This window comes from Phenylobacterium terrae (assembly GCF_042681205.1).
In the GTDB taxonomy this organism is placed as follows: domain Bacteria; phylum Pseudomonadota; class Alphaproteobacteria; order Caulobacterales; family Caulobacteraceae; genus Phenylobacterium; species Phenylobacterium terrae.
The window spans coordinates 290,825-306,241 of the sequence record NZ_JBHUEY010000012.1 but is presented as its reverse complement, the minus strand read 5'-3'; the positions used below and the strand labels follow the sequence as shown (position 1 = coordinate 306,241).

The 15,417-nt window shown below is 71.0% G+C and carries 15 protein-coding genes; 7 read left to right on the top strand and 8 right to left on the bottom strand.

Annotated features, from left to right (window positions below; genetic code table 11):
• Window positions 1–10 precede the first annotated feature (10 nt).
• The 4 genes from ACFSC0_RS21030 (at window position 11) to ACFSC0_RS21015 (ending at window position 4,458) form a co-directional block, all read left to right on the top strand.
• Window positions 11–691, top strand: a complete 681-nt coding sequence (locus ACFSC0_RS21030) for an SDR family NAD(P)-dependent oxidoreductase (RefSeq protein ID WP_377283465.1) — start codon at window positions 11–13, stop codon at window positions 689–691.
• 302 nt (window positions 692–993) lie between these two features.
• Window positions 994–3,120, top strand: a complete 2,127-nt coding sequence (locus ACFSC0_RS21025; RefSeq protein ID WP_377283464.1) for a TonB-dependent receptor — start codon at window positions 994–996, stop codon at window positions 3,118–3,120.
• On the top strand, window positions 3,120–4,208 hold the full coding sequence (locus ACFSC0_RS21020) for a PepSY-associated TM helix domain-containing protein (RefSeq protein WP_377283463.1): 1,089 nt from the start codon (window positions 3,120–3,122) through the stop codon (window positions 4,206–4,208). The genes ACFSC0_RS21025 and ACFSC0_RS21020 overlap by 1 nt, the downstream gene beginning before the upstream one ends.
• Window positions 4,171–4,458, top strand: coding sequence for a DUF1330 domain-containing protein (locus ACFSC0_RS21015; protein WP_377283462.1), 288 nt, complete (start codon window positions 4,171–4,173; stop codon window positions 4,456–4,458). The genes ACFSC0_RS21020 and ACFSC0_RS21015 overlap by 38 nt, the downstream gene beginning before the upstream one ends.
• Here ACFSC0_RS21015 and ACFSC0_RS21010 read toward each other — a convergent pair.
• Complete coding sequence (locus ACFSC0_RS21010; RefSeq protein ID WP_377283461.1) at window positions 4,445–5,767, bottom strand: PQQ-dependent sugar dehydrogenase; 1,323 nt, start codon at window positions 5,765–5,767, stop codon at window positions 4,445–4,447. The two genes, ACFSC0_RS21015 and ACFSC0_RS21010, sit on opposite strands and share 14 nt — an antisense overlap.
• A 78-nt stretch (window positions 5,768–5,845) precedes the next feature.
• Here ACFSC0_RS21010 and ACFSC0_RS21005 point away from each other — a divergent pair, with 78 nt between their 5' ends.
• Window positions 5,846–6,577 carry a phosphatase PAP2 family protein gene (locus tag ACFSC0_RS21005; RefSeq protein ID WP_377283460.1) on the top strand — a complete coding sequence of 244 codons (732 nt, stop codon included), beginning with the start codon at window positions 5,846–5,848 and terminating at the stop codon, window positions 6,575–6,577.
• 311 nt (window positions 6,578–6,888) lie between these two features.
• Here ACFSC0_RS21005 and ACFSC0_RS21000 read toward each other — a convergent pair whose 3' ends face one another.
• The 4 genes from ACFSC0_RS21000 to ACFSC0_RS20985 form a co-directional block, all read right to left on the bottom strand.
• Complete coding sequence (locus tag ACFSC0_RS21000; protein ID WP_377283459.1) at window positions 6,889–7,185, bottom strand: winged helix-turn-helix domain-containing protein; 297 nt, start codon at window positions 7,183–7,185, stop codon at window positions 6,889–6,891.
• 2 nt (window positions 7,186–7,187) lie between these two features.
• On the bottom strand, window positions 7,188–7,802 hold the full coding sequence (locus ACFSC0_RS20995) for a hypothetical protein (RefSeq protein ID WP_377283458.1): 615 nt from the start codon (window positions 7,800–7,802) through the stop codon (window positions 7,188–7,190).
• Window position 7,803: 1 nt separating this feature from the next.
• Complete coding sequence (locus ACFSC0_RS20990) at window positions 7,804–9,027, bottom strand: acyltransferase family protein (RefSeq protein ID WP_377283457.1); 1,224 nt, start codon at window positions 9,025–9,027, stop codon at window positions 7,804–7,806.
• Window positions 9,028–9,141: 114 nt separating this feature from the next.
• On the bottom strand, window positions 9,142–9,642 hold the full coding sequence (locus ACFSC0_RS20985) for an Hsp20/alpha crystallin family protein (protein WP_377283456.1): 501 nt from the start codon (window positions 9,640–9,642) through the stop codon (window positions 9,142–9,144).
• Window positions 9,643–9,842: 200 nt separating this feature from the next.
• On the opposite strand from ACFSC0_RS20985, the gene ACFSC0_RS20980 reads away from it, so the two are divergent.
• Entirely contained in the window at window positions 9,843–11,846 is a 2,004-nt protein-coding gene (locus ACFSC0_RS20980) for a redoxin family protein (protein ID WP_377283455.1), read from the top strand.
• Window positions 11,847–12,080: 234 nt separating this feature from the next.
• On the opposite strand, the gene ACFSC0_RS20975 is transcribed toward ACFSC0_RS20980, so the two are convergent.
• Complete coding sequence (locus tag ACFSC0_RS20975) at window positions 12,081–12,986, bottom strand: alpha/beta fold hydrolase (protein WP_377283454.1); 906 nt, start codon at window positions 12,984–12,986, stop codon at window positions 12,081–12,083.
• Window positions 12,987–13,048: 62 nt separating this feature from the next.
• The gene (locus ACFSC0_RS20970; RefSeq protein ID WP_377283453.1) at window positions 13,049–13,573 is read right to left on the bottom strand and encodes a MaoC family dehydratase; all 525 of its coding nucleotides are present in this window, start codon (window positions 13,571–13,573) and stop codon (window positions 13,049–13,051) included.
• 82 nt (window positions 13,574–13,655) lie between these two features.
• Here ACFSC0_RS20970 and ACFSC0_RS20965 point away from each other — a divergent pair, with 82 nt between their 5' ends.
• Window positions 13,656–14,810: an acyl-CoA dehydrogenase family protein gene (locus tag ACFSC0_RS20965; protein WP_377283452.1), complete on the top strand. Its 1,155-nt coding sequence runs from the start codon at window positions 13,656–13,658 to the stop codon at window positions 14,808–14,810.
• Here the strand turns inward: ACFSC0_RS20965 and ACFSC0_RS20960 are convergent.
• Complete coding sequence (locus ACFSC0_RS20960; protein WP_377283451.1) at window positions 14,807–15,394, bottom strand: hypothetical protein; 588 nt, start codon at window positions 15,392–15,394, stop codon at window positions 14,807–14,809. The two genes, ACFSC0_RS20965 and ACFSC0_RS20960, sit on opposite strands and share 4 nt — an antisense overlap.
• Window positions 15,395–15,417: the final 23 nt, after the last annotated feature.

The following is a 15,417-nucleotide window of genomic DNA, read 5'->3' as shown; positions in this document are numbered from 1 at the left end:
GCATCCGCCCATGAACGGGCGGAAGATTGCGATCACCGGCGCCTTCGGCGTCCTCGGGCAGGCCGTGGCGAAGGCGGCGGCCGATCAAGGCGGACAGCTGGCGCTGATCGACATCGCGCCCTCGGGCCCTGCGCCCGAGGGCGCTTTCGTGCGCGGCGGGGTGGACCTGACCGATCCTGCAGCGGCCAAGGCGGCGTTCGACGAGATCGCGCAGCGCCTGGGCGGCCTCGACGTGCTGGTCAACGTCGCCGGCGGGTTCGTCTGGCAGACGCTGGAGGAGGGGGACGTGTCCGCCTTTGACCGGCTGTACGCGCTGAACACCAAGACCTGCGTCAACGCCAGCCGCGCCGCGCTGCCGCACATCAAGGCGAGCTCGGCCGGCCGGATCGTCAACGTCGGCGCGCACGGGGCGGTGAAGGCCGCCGCCGGCATGGGCGCCTACGCCGCCTCCAAGGCCGGTGTGCACCGGGTGACCGAGGCCCTGGCCGAGGAGCTGAAGGGGACGGGCGTGACCGTGAACGCCGTGCTGCCCTCCATCATCGACACCCCCACCAACCGCGCCGACATGCCGAAGGCCAAGTTCGACACCTGGGTGAAGCCCGAGGAGCTGGCGGCGGTGATCCTGTTCCTGGCCTCGGAACAGGCGAGCGCCGTCACCGGCGCGCTGATCCCGGTGGTCGGGCGGGTGTGAGGCCCTCTTCGTTCCCGTTCACGGGAAAGGGGGACCATCCGCCGAGCGCAGCGAAGAGCGGGTGGTGGAAAGGGCCAGCCACGAGCGCGGAGCACCGGCAGCTCGACGGTCGCGGTCCGTCCCGCTGAGCGCGTGGCTTTCCCTCTCCACCACCCGCTCTTCAGCCGGCGAGCCGGCTTCGGCGGGCGGTCCCCCTCTCCCATGAATGGGAGAGGAATGCGGCGCTGGTTTGCTTCTTGCGATTGACTTGCAACTGCAATTTTGCTCTCAGGCGGCCCGTACTGCGTCGCTGAGGGGATTTCATGTTCGATCGTCGTTGCCTGACCGCGCTGGGCGGGGTGTTGCTGGCGCTGGCTGCGGGGCCGGCGCTCGCGCAGACGGCCGACGAGGTCGAGGTCGGCGAGGTGGTGATCACCGCCGCGCGCAGCGAGGCGCCGCGGGCGACCCTGCCGGCGACGGTGACGGTGATCGGCTCGCAGGACCTGACCACCCAGCAGGCGCTGGGCGCCAGCGCGGTGGAGACGGTGGCCAACCTCGTGCCGTCCTTCTCGCCGACGCGGCAGAAGCTCTCCGGATTCGGCGAGAGCCTGCGGGGCCGCTCGCCGCTCTACCTGGTGGACGGGGTGCCGCAGTCGACGCCGCTGCGGGACGATTCTCGCGACGGCTTCACCATCGATCCCTTCTTCATCGACCGCGTCGAGGTGGTGTTCGGCTCCAGCGCCATCCAGGGCATCGGCGCCACCGGGGGCGTGGTGAACTACGTGACGGCGGCCACGCCCAAGCTCGAGGAGGGCTGGGCGGGCAAGGCCATGGCCCAGACCACCTTCGACGACGGCATGGTCGGCGACAGCCTGGGCTGGAAGACGGCGGGCCTGGTGGGCCGCGATATGGGCGCCTGGGACTTCGTCGTCGGCGCGGCCTACGAGCGGCGGGGCGCCTTCTACGACGCGGACGAGCGGCGGATCGGCGTCGACGGCACCCAGGGCGACCTGCAGGACAGCGCCAGCTGGTCGCTGTTCCTGAAGGCCGGCTGGGACCTCTCCGAGACGCGGCGGCTCGAGCTGATGGCCAACCACTTCGAACTGGAAGGCGACGGCGATTACGTGGCCGTGGCGGGCAATCGCGCCACCGGCCTGCCGACCACCTCGGTCCGCGGCGTCATCGAGGGCGTGCCGCCGACGAACGAAGTCACCTCGGCGGCGCTGAGCTATCGTGACGGCGACCTGCTGGGCGGGACCTTCCGGGCCCAGGTCTACGCCCACGACTACGAGGGCGTGTTCGGCGGCGGGACCTTCGCCAGCTTCCAGGACCCCGCCATCGCGCCCATCGGCCAGCTGTTCGACCAGTCCGCGAACAACTCCGAGAAGCAGGGCTTCAAGATCGACTACGAGCGGACCATCGAGGCGGTCCCGGGCCTGCGCGCGCTGATCGGCCTCGACGGGCTGCGCGACAAGACCTTCCAGGCGGTCATCCACACGAACCGGCTGTGGGTGCCGGAGACCACCTACAAGAGCCTCGCGCCCTTCCTGCAGCTGCGCCAGTCGCTGCTGGACGAGCGGCTGCACCTCTCCGCCGGCGTCCGCTACGAGAACGCCACCCTGGAGGTCGGCGACTACCGGACCTTGTGGGGGCAGGGGAACCAGCAGGTGGCCGGCGGCGAGCCCTCCTTCGAGGAGGTGCTGGTCAACTTCGGCGCGACCTACGAGGCGCTGGACGGGCTGATCGCCTACGCCTCCTACAACGAGGGCTTCACCATGCCGGACGTGGGCCGGGTGCTTAGGGCCGTGAACACGCCGGGCGCGGACATCGACACCTACCTCGACGTGACGCCGGTGATCTCCGACAACGTCGAGCTCGGGCTGGAGTACGGCCGCGGGCCGCTGCGGGCCTCGGCGGCCTGGTTCCGCTCCACCTCGGACCGGGGCGCGCTCCTGATCCGCAACGCCGACGGCAACTTCGACGTCCAGCGCCAGCGGACCGAGATCGAGGGGATCGAGCTGACCGGCCGGTGGGAGGCCAACGACTGGCTGACCCTCGGCGGCTCCTACGCCCACCTGGAGGGCCGCACGGACGGGGACGGCGACGGCCGCGTCGAGCGTGACCTGGCCGGGGTGAACATCGCCCCCGACCGCCTGCTGCTCTACGTCGAGGCGACCCGCGGCGACTTCAGCGGCCGGCTGCAGCACCAGACCTTCTTCGAGCGCGACTTCGAGGGCGAGCCGGCGGCCAACAGCTTCGAGGGTTACGCGATCGCCGACGCCGTGCTCACCTGGCGGGCCGAGCCGGCGACCTTCACCCTGGGCGTCCAGAACCTCTTCGACGAGGACTATGTGACCTACTTCAGCGACACCCAGTCGCCGACCGACAACCTGTCCTACTACTTCGGCCGGGGGCGGACGGTGACGCTCGGCGTCAGCAAGACCTTCTGATGGGCCTGATCCGCCTGATCCACGCCTGGGCCGGCGCGGTCGTCGCGCTGGTGCTGGTGGTGCTCGGGCTGACGGGCTCGCTGCTGGTGCTGAAGGAGGACTGGATCCGGCTGACCGTGCCGCAGGCCCGCGCCGAGGTGGTCCCGACGCCGCAGGCGCTGGGCGCGGCGGCCGAGGCGCTGGAGCGGGCGAGGCCCGGCGAGATCCGCACCATCGCCTTCGCCGGGCCGCACCTGGGCGTCCACAAGCTCTATTTCCGCAAGGCCGAGACCGAAGGCTACGCCTCCGCGGACGGGCAGGTGCTGGCGGAGTGGACCGGCCCGACCCGGGCCGAGGCCTTCCTCTTCGACCTTCACCACTACCTGCTGGCCGGCGAGCGGGGGATGATCGTGGCGGGCGTCGCGGCGCTGGCGGGGGCGGTGATGGTCCTCACCGGGCTGGTCGTCTGGTTTCCGGCCTGGCGCAGCTTCGCCTGGCGGATGTGGCCGAGGTCGAGCCGCCGGCGCGAGCTGCTGAGCGCCCACCGCGACGTCGGGATCGTGTTCGCGGTCCCGGTGTTCGTCTTCTGCCTGACCGGCGGGGCGATCGTCTTCCACGACGAGACCCGCGCCCTGCTGCTGGCGATGTTCCCGCACGAGCCGGAGGAGGTGTTCGCGCCGCCGCCAGGGCGGGGCGACGTCGACTGGCCCAAGGCCCTGGCCGCCGCCCAGGCCGCCTTCCCCAATGCCCAACTGCGCATGGCGAGCGTCCCCGCCCAGCCGGGCGATCCGGTCTCGATCCGCATGAAGCTGCCGGCGGAGTGGCACCCGAACGGGCGCACGGTGGTGAAGATCGACCCGGCGACCAGCACGGTGCTCGAGGCGACCAGCGCCCAGAGCCTCGGGACCGCCGCCCGCATCTCCAACGCCATCTACCCGATCCACGCCGCCTTCGTGGGCGGGCGGGTCTACGACGTGGTGACCTTCCTCAGCGGCCTGGCGCTGGCTGGCATGGGCGGCTTCGGCCTATGGTCCTTCGTGGTCAAGCCGAGGAAGAAGAGGGTGCGCGCCAATGACCGTCTACGTCCTGGCCCAGCTGAAGTTCACTGACCGCCCGGCCTACGAACGCTACCGGGCCCGCTTCGGCGACGTGTTCCGCAAGTTCGAGGGCCAGGTGCTGGCGGCCGACGAGAGCCCGCAGGTGCTGGAAGGCCGCTGGTCCAAGGACAAGGTGGTGCTGCTGGCCTTCCCGGACGAGGCCGCCGCCCGCGCGTTCGTCGACGATCCCGAATACCAGGAGATCTCCAAGGACCGGCACGCCGGCGCGGAGACGGTGTCTCTGCTGGTCAAGGGCCTGTGACGGCCGCCGGCTGGGCCGGCGCCACCCGCCACACCGTCTTGCCGGCGTCGTCGGCGACCAGCAGGGCGCCGCGGGCGTCGACCTTGACGTCCACCGGCCGGCCGTAGGCTTCGCCGCGCTCGGAGAGGAAGCCGGTGAGGAAGGCGGCGGGCGGGCCGGTCGGGCGGCCGTTCACGAAGGGGATGAAGACCACCCGATAGCCGTTCGGCGGCCTCCGGTTCCAGGAGCCGTGCTGCCCCACGAAAGCGCCGCCGTGGTAGGCGGCGGGGAAGGCGGTCCCGCGGTAGAAGGTCAGGCCCAGCGAGGCGGTGTGCGGACCGAGCGCATAGTCCGGCTTGATGGCCTTCGCCACCAGGTCCGGCCGCTGGGGCTCCACCCGTTCGTCGACGATCTGGCCGTAGTAGCTGTAGGGCCAGCCGTAGAAGCCGCCGTCCTGCACCGACGTCATGTAGTCGGGCACCAGGTCGTTGCCGAGCTCGTCGCGCTCGTTGACGGCGGTCCACAGGGCGCCGGTGGCCGGCTCGAAGTCCATGCCGTTGGGATTGCGCAGGCCCGAGGCGAACAGGCGCATGCCGCTCCCGTCCGGGTTCAACTGGTGGATGGCGGCGCGGCCCTCCTCGGCCTCCATGCCGTTCTCGCCGATGTTCGAGTTGGAGCCGACGGTGACGTAGAGCTTCGAGCCGTCCGGCGCGGCGACGACGTTCTTCACCCAGTGGTGGTTGATGCCTGAGGGCAGGTCCACGACCTTCACCGGCGGGCCGGCCGCGCGGGTCTGGCCGGCGGCGTAGGGCATGCGGACCAGGGCGTTGTCGTTGGCGACGTAGAGGGTCTCGCCGACCAGCGCCATGCCGGTGGGGCGCTTCAGACCCTGGGCGAACACCTCGCGCACCTCGGCCACGCCGTCGCCGTCGGCGTCGCGCAGCAGGATGATGTTGTTGGGGCTGGGCATCAGCGCGCCGCCCCGCTTCTGCATGCGCTGGGCGAGCCAGGCGCGGATGCCGTCGGGCTTCTTGGGCTCGGTCGAGGACTGGGCGACCAGCACGTCGCCGTTGGGCAGCACGTGCAGCCAGCGCGGATGGTCGAGGCCGGCGGCGAAGCGGGTGACCACGAAGCCGGGCGGCGCCTGGGGCATGCGGTCCTGCGGCCAGCCGACCGCCTTGGGGACGGCGATCACCGGCAGCAGCGATTTCTGCGGCGGCGGCAGCTGCGGGTTGGGGCCGAAGCCGACGAAGGGGTCCTTCGAGCCCGGCGAGGCGCAGGCGGCGAGGGCCAGCAGGACGGCGAGAGGGGCGAGGGCGCTTCTGCGCATGGAACCTCCCATCCCCGGACGGGGCTATGTAGCACGGGCGGGCGCCGAAGACGGCCCCGCTTGGACGGGAGAACGCGCGTGGGCCTGATTTGGCGCATCCTGCACAGGCTGGAGTTCCAGACGCTCGTACTGCTGATCGCGGCGGTCGGCGCGGTGTGGGTGTTCCTCGGGCTGGCCGAGGAGGTCAGCGAGGGCGAGACCGGTCAGATCGACAGGACGCTGATCCTGATGCTGCGCGCGCCGGGCGATCCCGCCGATCCCCTCGGGCCCAGATGGTTCGAGGAGATGATGCGCGACGTCACCGCCCTCGGCGGCTTCACCTTCCTGACGCTGTTCGTGGTGATCGCTGTGGCGGCGCTGGCCTTCTACCGCGAGCGGCGGCAGGCGATCGTGCTGGGCGTTTCCATCGCGCTGGCGGCGGCGGCCAACGACGCGCTGAAACTGCTGTTCGATCGCGCCCGGCCCGAGCTCGTCAGCCACGGCAGCTACGTCTACACCCACTCCTTCCCCAGCGGGCACTCGATGCTCTCGGCGGCGACCTTCCTGACCACCGCGGCGATCCTCTCCAGCTTCCAGACCCGCCGCCGCGCCAAGGCCTTCATCTTCGGGATCGCGGTGCTGCTGACCGTCGCCGTCGGCGTCTCGCGCGTCTATCTCGGCGTCCACTGGCCAACCGACGTGCTGGGCGGCTGGACCCTGGGCGCCGTCTGGGCCCTGACCGCCCGCATCGTCCTCAGCTTCTGGCGCGAGGTGGGGCCGCCGGAAGTGGATCCGCTGCCGGAGCCGGAAGGGGACGCGCGGCCGGTGTAGGGGCGGCGGGAGCAACCTCGTCACTGTCGACCCAACGCAGACAACTACCTCCCCCGCGAAGCGGCGGGAGGGGGACCAGTCGCCGAGCGCAGCGAAGAGCGACTGGTGGAGGGGGCGGGCCACAGGCGGGGCGCGTCGGACTGCGGCAGAGGGCGCGGTGGAGAGGCTGCGCAGGCGGCTCGCCCCCTCCACCCCCCGCTCTTCAGCCGGCTGGCGCCGGCCTCGGCGGGCGGTCCCCCTCCCGCCGCTTCGCGGGGGAGGTAGGTCCATTTCCGGGCGCCCGCTCGACCGTTGGTCCTATGACTACAAGCCTAATCGCCGACCAGCTTGGCGATGGCCTGGAGGTATTCCGCGAACGCCTTGCGGCCGCGGGGGGTGATGCGGGCGCGGGTGAGCGGCTTTCGCCCGAGGAAGCTCTTCTCGATCTCGATGTAGTGGGCGTCCTCCAGCTTGCGCAGGTGGACGGATAGGTTGCCCTGGGTGGCCTGGAGCACGGCCTTCAGCTCGTTGAAGTCGGCGACCTCGGCGTCGGCCAGATAGGCCATGATCCCCAGGCGCATGCGCCCGTGGATCACGTCGTCCAGCTTGCCGATGTCGAACGCGGCCATGGTCACTCAGGGACGGGCGCGCGCCACATCAGGACGCCCGGCGCGCCCATCAGCAGCAGCAGGCCCAGCGCGGCGATCAGGAGGAAGTTCGGCGTGGCGAGGGTGACGCCCAGGGCGATGGCCGTGACGCTCCAGCCGGCCGCCAGGAGGCCGGCCCAGAGCTGCTTGCGCAGCGCCCAGACGACGTACCAGGCCGCGCCCTGGAAGGCGAAGACGATGGAGGCGTGCAGCATCAGGATCCGGAAGTCGCCGATGTGGAAGGCGGTGGCGAGCAGCGTCGCCAGCATCACCACATTGGCGAGCCCGGCGCCGGCGAAGACCGCGTTGAGCGCCCGGGGCTGGACGCCGACCACCGGCCCGTCCCGGCGGGCGAAGTAGACGCCGAGGCCGGTCATCAGCAGGGTCACGGCCAGCGCGCACCAGAGCCAGAAGTCGCGCGGCAGCTCGAGGTATCCCGCCCAGCGCGCCCACTCGAACAGCAGCGGCACGCCGAAGGCGAAGCCCCAGAGGGCGTACATCCGCCCGAACGCCCGTCGCCAGGCCGGCCCCTGGTCGAGGGCTGTGAGCCGCCGGACGAAGGCCAGGTCGTCTTCGGCCGTCGAACGTTCCGCCGTCATGTCAGGCTCCCTGCAGGGCCGGCTTGGCGGGGGACCGGGCCGGCCGCGGGAAGCGGCGGCCGTTCAGAATCGCCCCGATCCAAGAATAGCGCACGAAGAGCTCGTAGCTGCCGAGCATGATCGGGAAGGCGGCGACCAAGATCAGCGGGTACTCGACCCACCAGGGCCAGGCGATGAGGTCCGCCAGCGCCTGGAAGAACATCACCAGCGGCAGGTGGACGAGGTAGATCCAGTAGGAGGCGTCGGCGAGGTAGCGGCGCGCCGGGCTGTGGCCCGAGAGGAAGGTCAGCGCCAGGCCGAGGAGGGCGAAGCTCCAGGTCCAGATGGCCAGGCCGTAGCAGACGGCGAAGGCGTAGGTCTCGGCCGTGCGTGCGGCGGGCTTCAGGATCGGCTGCGGCCCTGCGATCCACAGGCAGGCGACCGTCAGCGCCAGGGCGGCGGCGAGGTGCAAGGCCCAGCGCCGGGCGATGACCTGAAGCAGATCCACCTGCCGCTGCAGCAGCCAGCCGAAGCCGAAGGCGGTCCCGAAGGCGGCCAGGGCCTGCGGGTTCACCACCAGGTTGGTGTCGGCCGGCGGGATGCCGAACCACATCATCCAGGCCGGGGCGAACCACAGGGCCGCCAGGAAGGGCGCGGCCAGGACGATCACGCCCAGCGGGTTGCGGACCAGGTGGGTCACGCACGCGTCCACGCCCCGCCGGAAGCGGCCGTCGCGGTCGAGGGCGGCGATGGGCGCACGCACCAGCAGCGCCAGGGCGTAGAGCCACAACAGGACGTACAGGAACCACAGGTGGGTGAGGGGAAAGAAGACGCCTGGGCCCACCGGCGGCGCAGTTGGCGTTGGGGGCGGCGCGACGCCGGGATGCGTCGAGACCCAGGCGAAGACCGAGACGGCCACGATGCTGGCGATGGAGATGGGCCAGAAGCCGACGAGCGGGATGCCGATGCGGCGGAGCCGGTCGCGGACGAAGCCGGCCGTCCCGCGCCGGTGCAGCAGCATGCGGCCGAAGAAGCCGGCGATCAGGAAGAACAGGCTCATCCGGAAGATGTGCAGGACGAAGAAGGTCGCCCCCATCGCTGGGCTGGGGTCGGCGTCCTGGATCGGCCAGATCGGCGGGCCGGGCAGGTAGCTCATCGTGGCGTGGAAGAAGACCCCCAGGGTGAGGGCGAAGCCGCGGACGGCGTCCAGGGCGTGCAGGCGGTCGGACTCGGCGGCGGCGGTCATGGCGCTCTCCCTTGTTCGGAGAGCAGCGATACATGAACTGGTTTGAAAAGCAAACTCATTTGCGGAACGCCCGGCCCGTCCGGCGGCGCGCGGAGCGCCGGACGGGCCGGGACGTCAGGCCTGGGGCTTGATCTCGATGCGGCGGGCCTGGTCGCGCGCCTGTGGGTTCTTGGCCAGGGTCACGGTGAGAAGGCCGTCCTTGAAGTTGGCCTCGCACCTGTCGGGATCGACCTCGGCCGGCAGGGGGATGGTGCGCTGGAAGCGGCCGTAGGAGCGCTCGGTGTAGAATCGGTCGCCGTCCTCCTCGCGCCGTTCGTCGCGCTTCTCGCCGCTGAGCGTCAGGGCGTTGTCCTTCAGCTCGATGTTGACGTCCTTCGGATCGACGCCGGGGAGCTCGGCGCAGACCTTGTAGGCCTCGGGCGTCTCATTGACGTCGAGGCGCGGCCAGGCCGCGCCCGTCGCCGCGGTCGGGCCGGCGAAGCTTCGGGCCTCGGCCGGCGCGAAGAAGTCGTCGAACAGACGGTCCATCTCCTGCCGGAACGAGGTGAAGGGATCGAAGCCCGGGCGGCCGAGCTGGCCGCCCGAGCGCCAGGGGCTCAGGTCGCGGTTCGCCATCGCGTGTCCTCCTATTCGCGGACGTCGCGCCGGCGGACCCGCGCGGCGCGGCGGTCACGCGCGGAGAACCTGCGGCCCGCGCCGCCGGTTTCGCCCCCCGTGGGCCGGTGCCTGTCCATGTCGCCGCCGACGCGCCGCTGCAACATGGGCGTGTAGAACCGGTGTTATCCGAACCGCCGAACACGGTCGGGAGAGGGTTCATGAAGCTGGTACTGGCGGCGGCGGCGCTGGCGGGGAGCCTGGCCCTGGCGGCCTTCGGCGGGGCGCCGGCGGCGCAGCCCGCGGCGGCCGGGGCGCCTGCGCAGGTCGACAACTTCCGCCTGACGGACCACACCCGCTTCGCCCACGACCTGCACTATTACGGCTACGCGCCGGCCATCGTGGTGATGAGCCAGGCGAACGGGACCGGCTTCTCGCGGGCGGCGGCGGTGGAGCTGCAGAAGCTCTCCGACGCTTACGCCGGCAAGGGCGTGGTCTTCTTCATGCTGAACTCGGCCGAAGGGCGCGAGGCGGTCGCCGCCGAGGCGAAGAGCCAGGGCTTCGTCATCCCGGTGCTGATCGACGAGCTCCAGCTGGTGGGCGAGCAGCTGGGCGTGGCGCGGGAAGGGGAGGTGTTCGTCATCGACCCGAAGACCTGGACGGTGGCCTACCGCGGCCCGCTGGACGATAGGTTCGGCAGGGCGGCGGTCGATCCCCGCACGCCGGTGAGGTCGCCCTACGCGCGCCAGGCCATCGAGGCGCTGCTGGCCGGCAAGGCCGCGCCGGCGCCGCGGGCGCCGATGACCGCCGGCAAGGCGATCGACTTCCCGGCCCGGGCGGCGAAGGCGAGCTTCGCTACGATCTCCTACGCCCGGCAGATCGCCCCGATCCTCCAGGAGAAGTGCGTCAGCTGCCACATCAAGGGCGGCATCGCCCCCTTCGCCATGGACAGCTACGAGGTGGTGAAGGGCTTCTCGCCGATGATCCGCGAGACCATCCGCACCCGCCGGATGCCGCCCTATTTCGCCGATCCGCACATCGGGACGTTCCGCAACGACCAGGGCCTGAGCCCCGAGCAGACCAAGGCCATCGTCCACTGGATCGAGGCGGGCGCCCCGCGCGGCGACGGACCCGACCCGCTGCTGGCCAATGCCGGCAAGACCGCGCCAGAGTGGCCGGCCCACCTGGGCGAGCCGGACGTGGTGGTCGAGCTGCCGGCCTTCACGGTCCCGGCGACCGGGCTCGTCGACTACCAGTTCATGCGGGTGGAGAACCCGTTCAAGGAAGACACCTTCCTGCGGGCGATCGCCATGAAGCCGGGTGATCGGCGGGTGCTGCACCACGTCGTCTCCAACCACGTGCCGGACCGCACGCGGCCGCGGACCATTCCCGGCGGCTCGGTCGGCTCCTACACCCCGGGCGCGGAGGCCCAGGTGATCCCCGACGAGGCCGGCGCCCCGGTGCCCGGCGGCGGCCAGCTGAACTTCCAGATGCACTACACGACCATGGGCGCGGAGACGGTCGACAAGACCCTGGTCGGCTTCTACCTGGCCAAGGAGAAGCCGAAGTACATCCGCCGCTCCATCGTGATCGGCGACTTCGGCCTGAGGATCCCGGCCGGGGCCCAGCGGCACACAGAGGTCGCCTACCTCACCCTGCCGGCCGATGCTTACCTCTACACCCTCTACCCGCACGCCCATTACCGCGGGATCCACGTCGAGCTGAAGATGATCGCCCCGGACGGGACCGAGACCATGCTGCTGTCGCTGCCCAGGTACGACTTCAACTGGCAGCGCGACTACGATCCGGTGGAGCCGATCCTGGCCAAGGCCGGCTCGAAGCTGGTCGCCACCTGGGTCTACGACAACTCCAAGCACAACGTCGCCAACCCCGATCCCACGCGCGACGTGACCTGGGGCGAGCAGACCCCCGACGAGATGATGTACTTCCGCATCAACTACCGATGGGCCGACGAGACGGTGGACCGGGTCCGCAACGACCTGCAGGTCGAGCTCGCCCGCTCGATGATGCTGGGCATGCTGGACAACGACGTCGACGGCCTGCTCCGGCCCGAGGAGCTGCGCGGCTTCCTGGCGGCGGGAATCAAGCCGCGGTTCGCCGCGCTGGACCGCAACGGCGACGGCGGCCTCGACAAGGCCGAACTGGAGGCGGCGATGCCCAGGGGCGCCTTCGCCCGCGAGATGCTGGATACCCCGGACCTTTGAGCGCTCCTACCTCCCCCGCGAAGCGGCGGGAGGGGGACCAGTCGCCGAGCGCAGCGAAGAGCGACTGGTGGAGGGGGCGAGCCGCCTGCGAGGCGTTTTGGACTGCTAAAGGGTCACGGTGGAGAGGCGGCGTGTGTGGCCCGCCCCCTCCACCCCCCGCTCTTCAGCCGGCATGCGCCGGCTTCGGCGGGCGGTCCCCCTCCCGCCGCTTCGCGGGGGAGGTAGGGGTAGGCTTTAGTGCCGCAGGTCCGGGCGCGCCTCGGCGGGGGCCGGCCGCGCCTGCCGCAAATGCACGCGGCTCAGGAAGTCCCGCGTCAGGTCGACGGCCTCGTCGAGGTGGGTCTCCAGCAGCCAGTGGCCGGCGTCCTCGAAGATGTGGAGCTCGGCGTCCGGCAGGTCGCGCAGGTAGGCGCGGGCGGAGGGCTCGGGCATGTAGCCGTCCTTCGGGCCCCAGACGATCAGGGTCGGCGGGCGGTGCTCGCGCAGGTAGGCCTGATAGCGGGGGAACCAGGCGAGGTTCTCCTTCAGGCCGGCGATGACGTCGGTGGCGATCTCGCGCCGGCGCGGGGTCATCAGCGCCCAATGCAGATGCCAGAGATCCGGCGGGATCTCCTCGGCCTCGGGCGGGGCGACCTCGTTGAGGAATTCCTCCTTGAAGCCTTCCAGGCTGACGGCTTCGGAGAGCTTCTCGCGGGCTTCGGCCGTCGGGTTGCGGAAGAAGGCCTGCAGCGGGGCGTACTTGGGGCCGAGCGCGTCCTCGTAGATGTCGCCGTTCTGGATGATCAGGGCCGCGATCCGTTCAGGGCGCCGGATCGCCAGGCGCAGCCCGATCTGCGAGCCGAAGTCGTGCAGGTATATGGCGAAGCGGCCAATGCCCAGCGCGTCCGCGAACTTCTCGAGGAAGTCGGCGTAGCCGTCGAAGTCGTAGGCGAACCCGTCCGGCGTGTCGCTGTAGCCGCAGCCGGGGAAGTCGGGCGCCACCAGCCGCCAGCGGTCGGCCAGGGCCGGGATGTAGTTGCGGAACTCGTAGGACGAGCAGGGATAGCCGTGGGGCAGCAGGACGGCGGGCGCGTCCGGCGGGCCGTCCTCGCGGTAGAAGACCTCGTAGCCGTCGAGCTTCAGCGTGCGGTGCTTGACCATGGGGCGAGCCTCCTGGCCCCCCGCCCGGTGCGTGTCAGAACGCCGTTCGTCCGTGGCCGGTTCTAGTAGCGGCTGCCGGGCCGGTCCTCCACCGAGTGGCCGCGGGCGGGGATCAGGATCGAGCGCTTGAAGCTGCAGACCACCTCGTCGCGCTGGTTCTTGCCGATCGTGCGGATGGTGACGATCCCCTGGTTGGGCCGCGACTTGGAGGGACGCACGTCCAGCACCTCGCTCTCGGCGTAGAGGGTGTCGCCGGCGAACACCGGGGCCGGGAACTTCACCTCGTCCATGCCGAGGTTGGCGATAGCCTTCTGCGAGCAGTCGGTGACGCTCATGCCGATCATCAGGGCCAGGGTGTAGGGGCTGACCACCAGGTTGCGGCCGAACTCGCTGCCCTTGGCGTACTCGGCGTCGAAGTGCAGCGGATGGGTGTTGAGCGTCAGCAGGGTGAAGAGGTGGTTGTCGTACTCGGTCACCGTCTTGCCGGGGCGGTGCTCGTAGACGTCGCCGACTTTGAAGTCCTCGAGGTAGCGGCCGAAGCTCTCGCGGTAGCGCTGCGGCCCGACTTCCTTCCAACCCTGCACCATCTGGATCTCCGTGGTTCCCTAGCGATCCTGTGGCCTGCGCGGCCCCGCTCGTCTAGATCGCGTGAAGATCGAGGAGCGGCAGATGGCGGACGAGAGCTTTCCGGAGATCCGCGAGGCGGTGCGCCGCCTGTGCGCCCGCTTCCCCGGCGCCTACTGGCGCGAGCTGGACCGGGCGCGGGCCTATCCCACCGAGTTCGTGCGGGCGCTGACCGAGGCCGGGTTCCTCTCGGTGCTGATCCCCGAGGCGTACGGCGGCTCGGGCCTTGGCCTGCGGGCGGCGGTGGCGGTGCTGGAGGAGATCCACCGCTCGGGCGCCAACGGGGCGGCCTGCCACGCGCAGATGTACACCATGGGGACCCTGCTGCGGCACGGGACGGAGGCCCAGAAGCAGGCCCACCTGCCGAAGATCGCCTCGGGCGAGCTGCGCCTGCAGGCCTTCGGCGTCACCGAGCCGGACGCCGGCACCGACACCACCCGCATCACCACCTTCGCCCGGCGCGAGGGCGACCGGTACGTCGTCAACGGCCGCAAGATCTGGATCAGCCGGGCCGAGCACTCCGACCTGATGGTGCTGCTCTGCCGCACGAGCCCCAGAGACGAGGCGGCCAAGCCGTCTGACGGGATGAGCGTGCTGCTGGTGGACATGCGCGAGGCGGTGGGCAAGGGCCTGACCATCCGCCCGGTCCGGACCATGCTCAACCACGCCACCACCGAGCTGTTCTTCGAGGACCTGGAGGTGCCGGCCGCCAACCTGATCGGGGAGGAGGGGAAGGGCTTCCGCTACATCCTCGACGGGATGAACGCCGAGCGGATCCTGATCGCCGCCGAGTGCATCGGGGACGCGCGGTTCTTCATCGACCGGGCGAGCGCCTACGCCAAGGAGCGGGTCGTGTTCGGCCGGCCCATCGGCGAGAACCAGGGCGTGCAGTTCCCGCTCGCCAGGGCCTTCGTCCAGGCGACCGGCGCAAGCCTGATGGTGGATCGTGCGGCCACCCTGTTCGAGGCGGGCGAGCCCTGCGGGACCGAGGCCAACATGGCCAAGCTGGTCGCCTCGGAGGCCTCCTGGTTCGCCGCCGACATGTGCCTGCAGACCCACGGCGGCTTCGGCTTCGCCGAGGAGTACGACATCGAACGCAAGTTCCGCGAGACGCGGCTCTACCAGGTGGCGCCGATCTCCACGAACCTGATCCTCAGCCACGTGGCCACCCACGTGCTGGGCCAGCCCAAGTCGTTCTAGCCGAGCAGGGTCTTGGGCAGGCCGAGGCGGCCGGCCATCTGGCGCCAGCCGCGGGCGCGCCGGGCCGCGACCTCGGCGCGCGCGCGAAACGGCGGGGCGCAGGCCAGCATGCGGGCGCGGACCTGATCGTCGGCCGACAGCCGGGCGTCCGACCAGAACCGCTCATTCAGCAGCGCGTGGGCCTTGAGAAGCCGCAGCCGTTCGAGCTGGCCGGCGTTGCGCTCGATGCGGGCGATCAGATCGTCGATCCAGCGGGCCTGACCCCTCATCCGTTCGGCTGCGGCGCGGACTTCCACACAGCGCTCGGGCGCCAGCTCGCTGGGCCGCAGCAGGTAGGCCAGGTCGATGACCGGCGCGCCCGTCGAGGCGATCGTCTCTGCGGCCTGGTCGAACGCCAGGCCGAGCAGGAGGTCGTGGGCGAGGGGAGAGCCTGCGTATTCGGCGGCCTGGCCGCGGAGCAGGTTGGGCGCGGCCTCGCGGCCGCGGCGGGCGATCAGGTCCAGCGACTGCCAGCGCGCCTCCTGGGCGATGTCGTCCAACAGCTCGGGTAGCAGGCGGGTGGCGCGTTGGACGGGCGCGTTCATGCCGCGGCTCCGGCGGCGGGAGC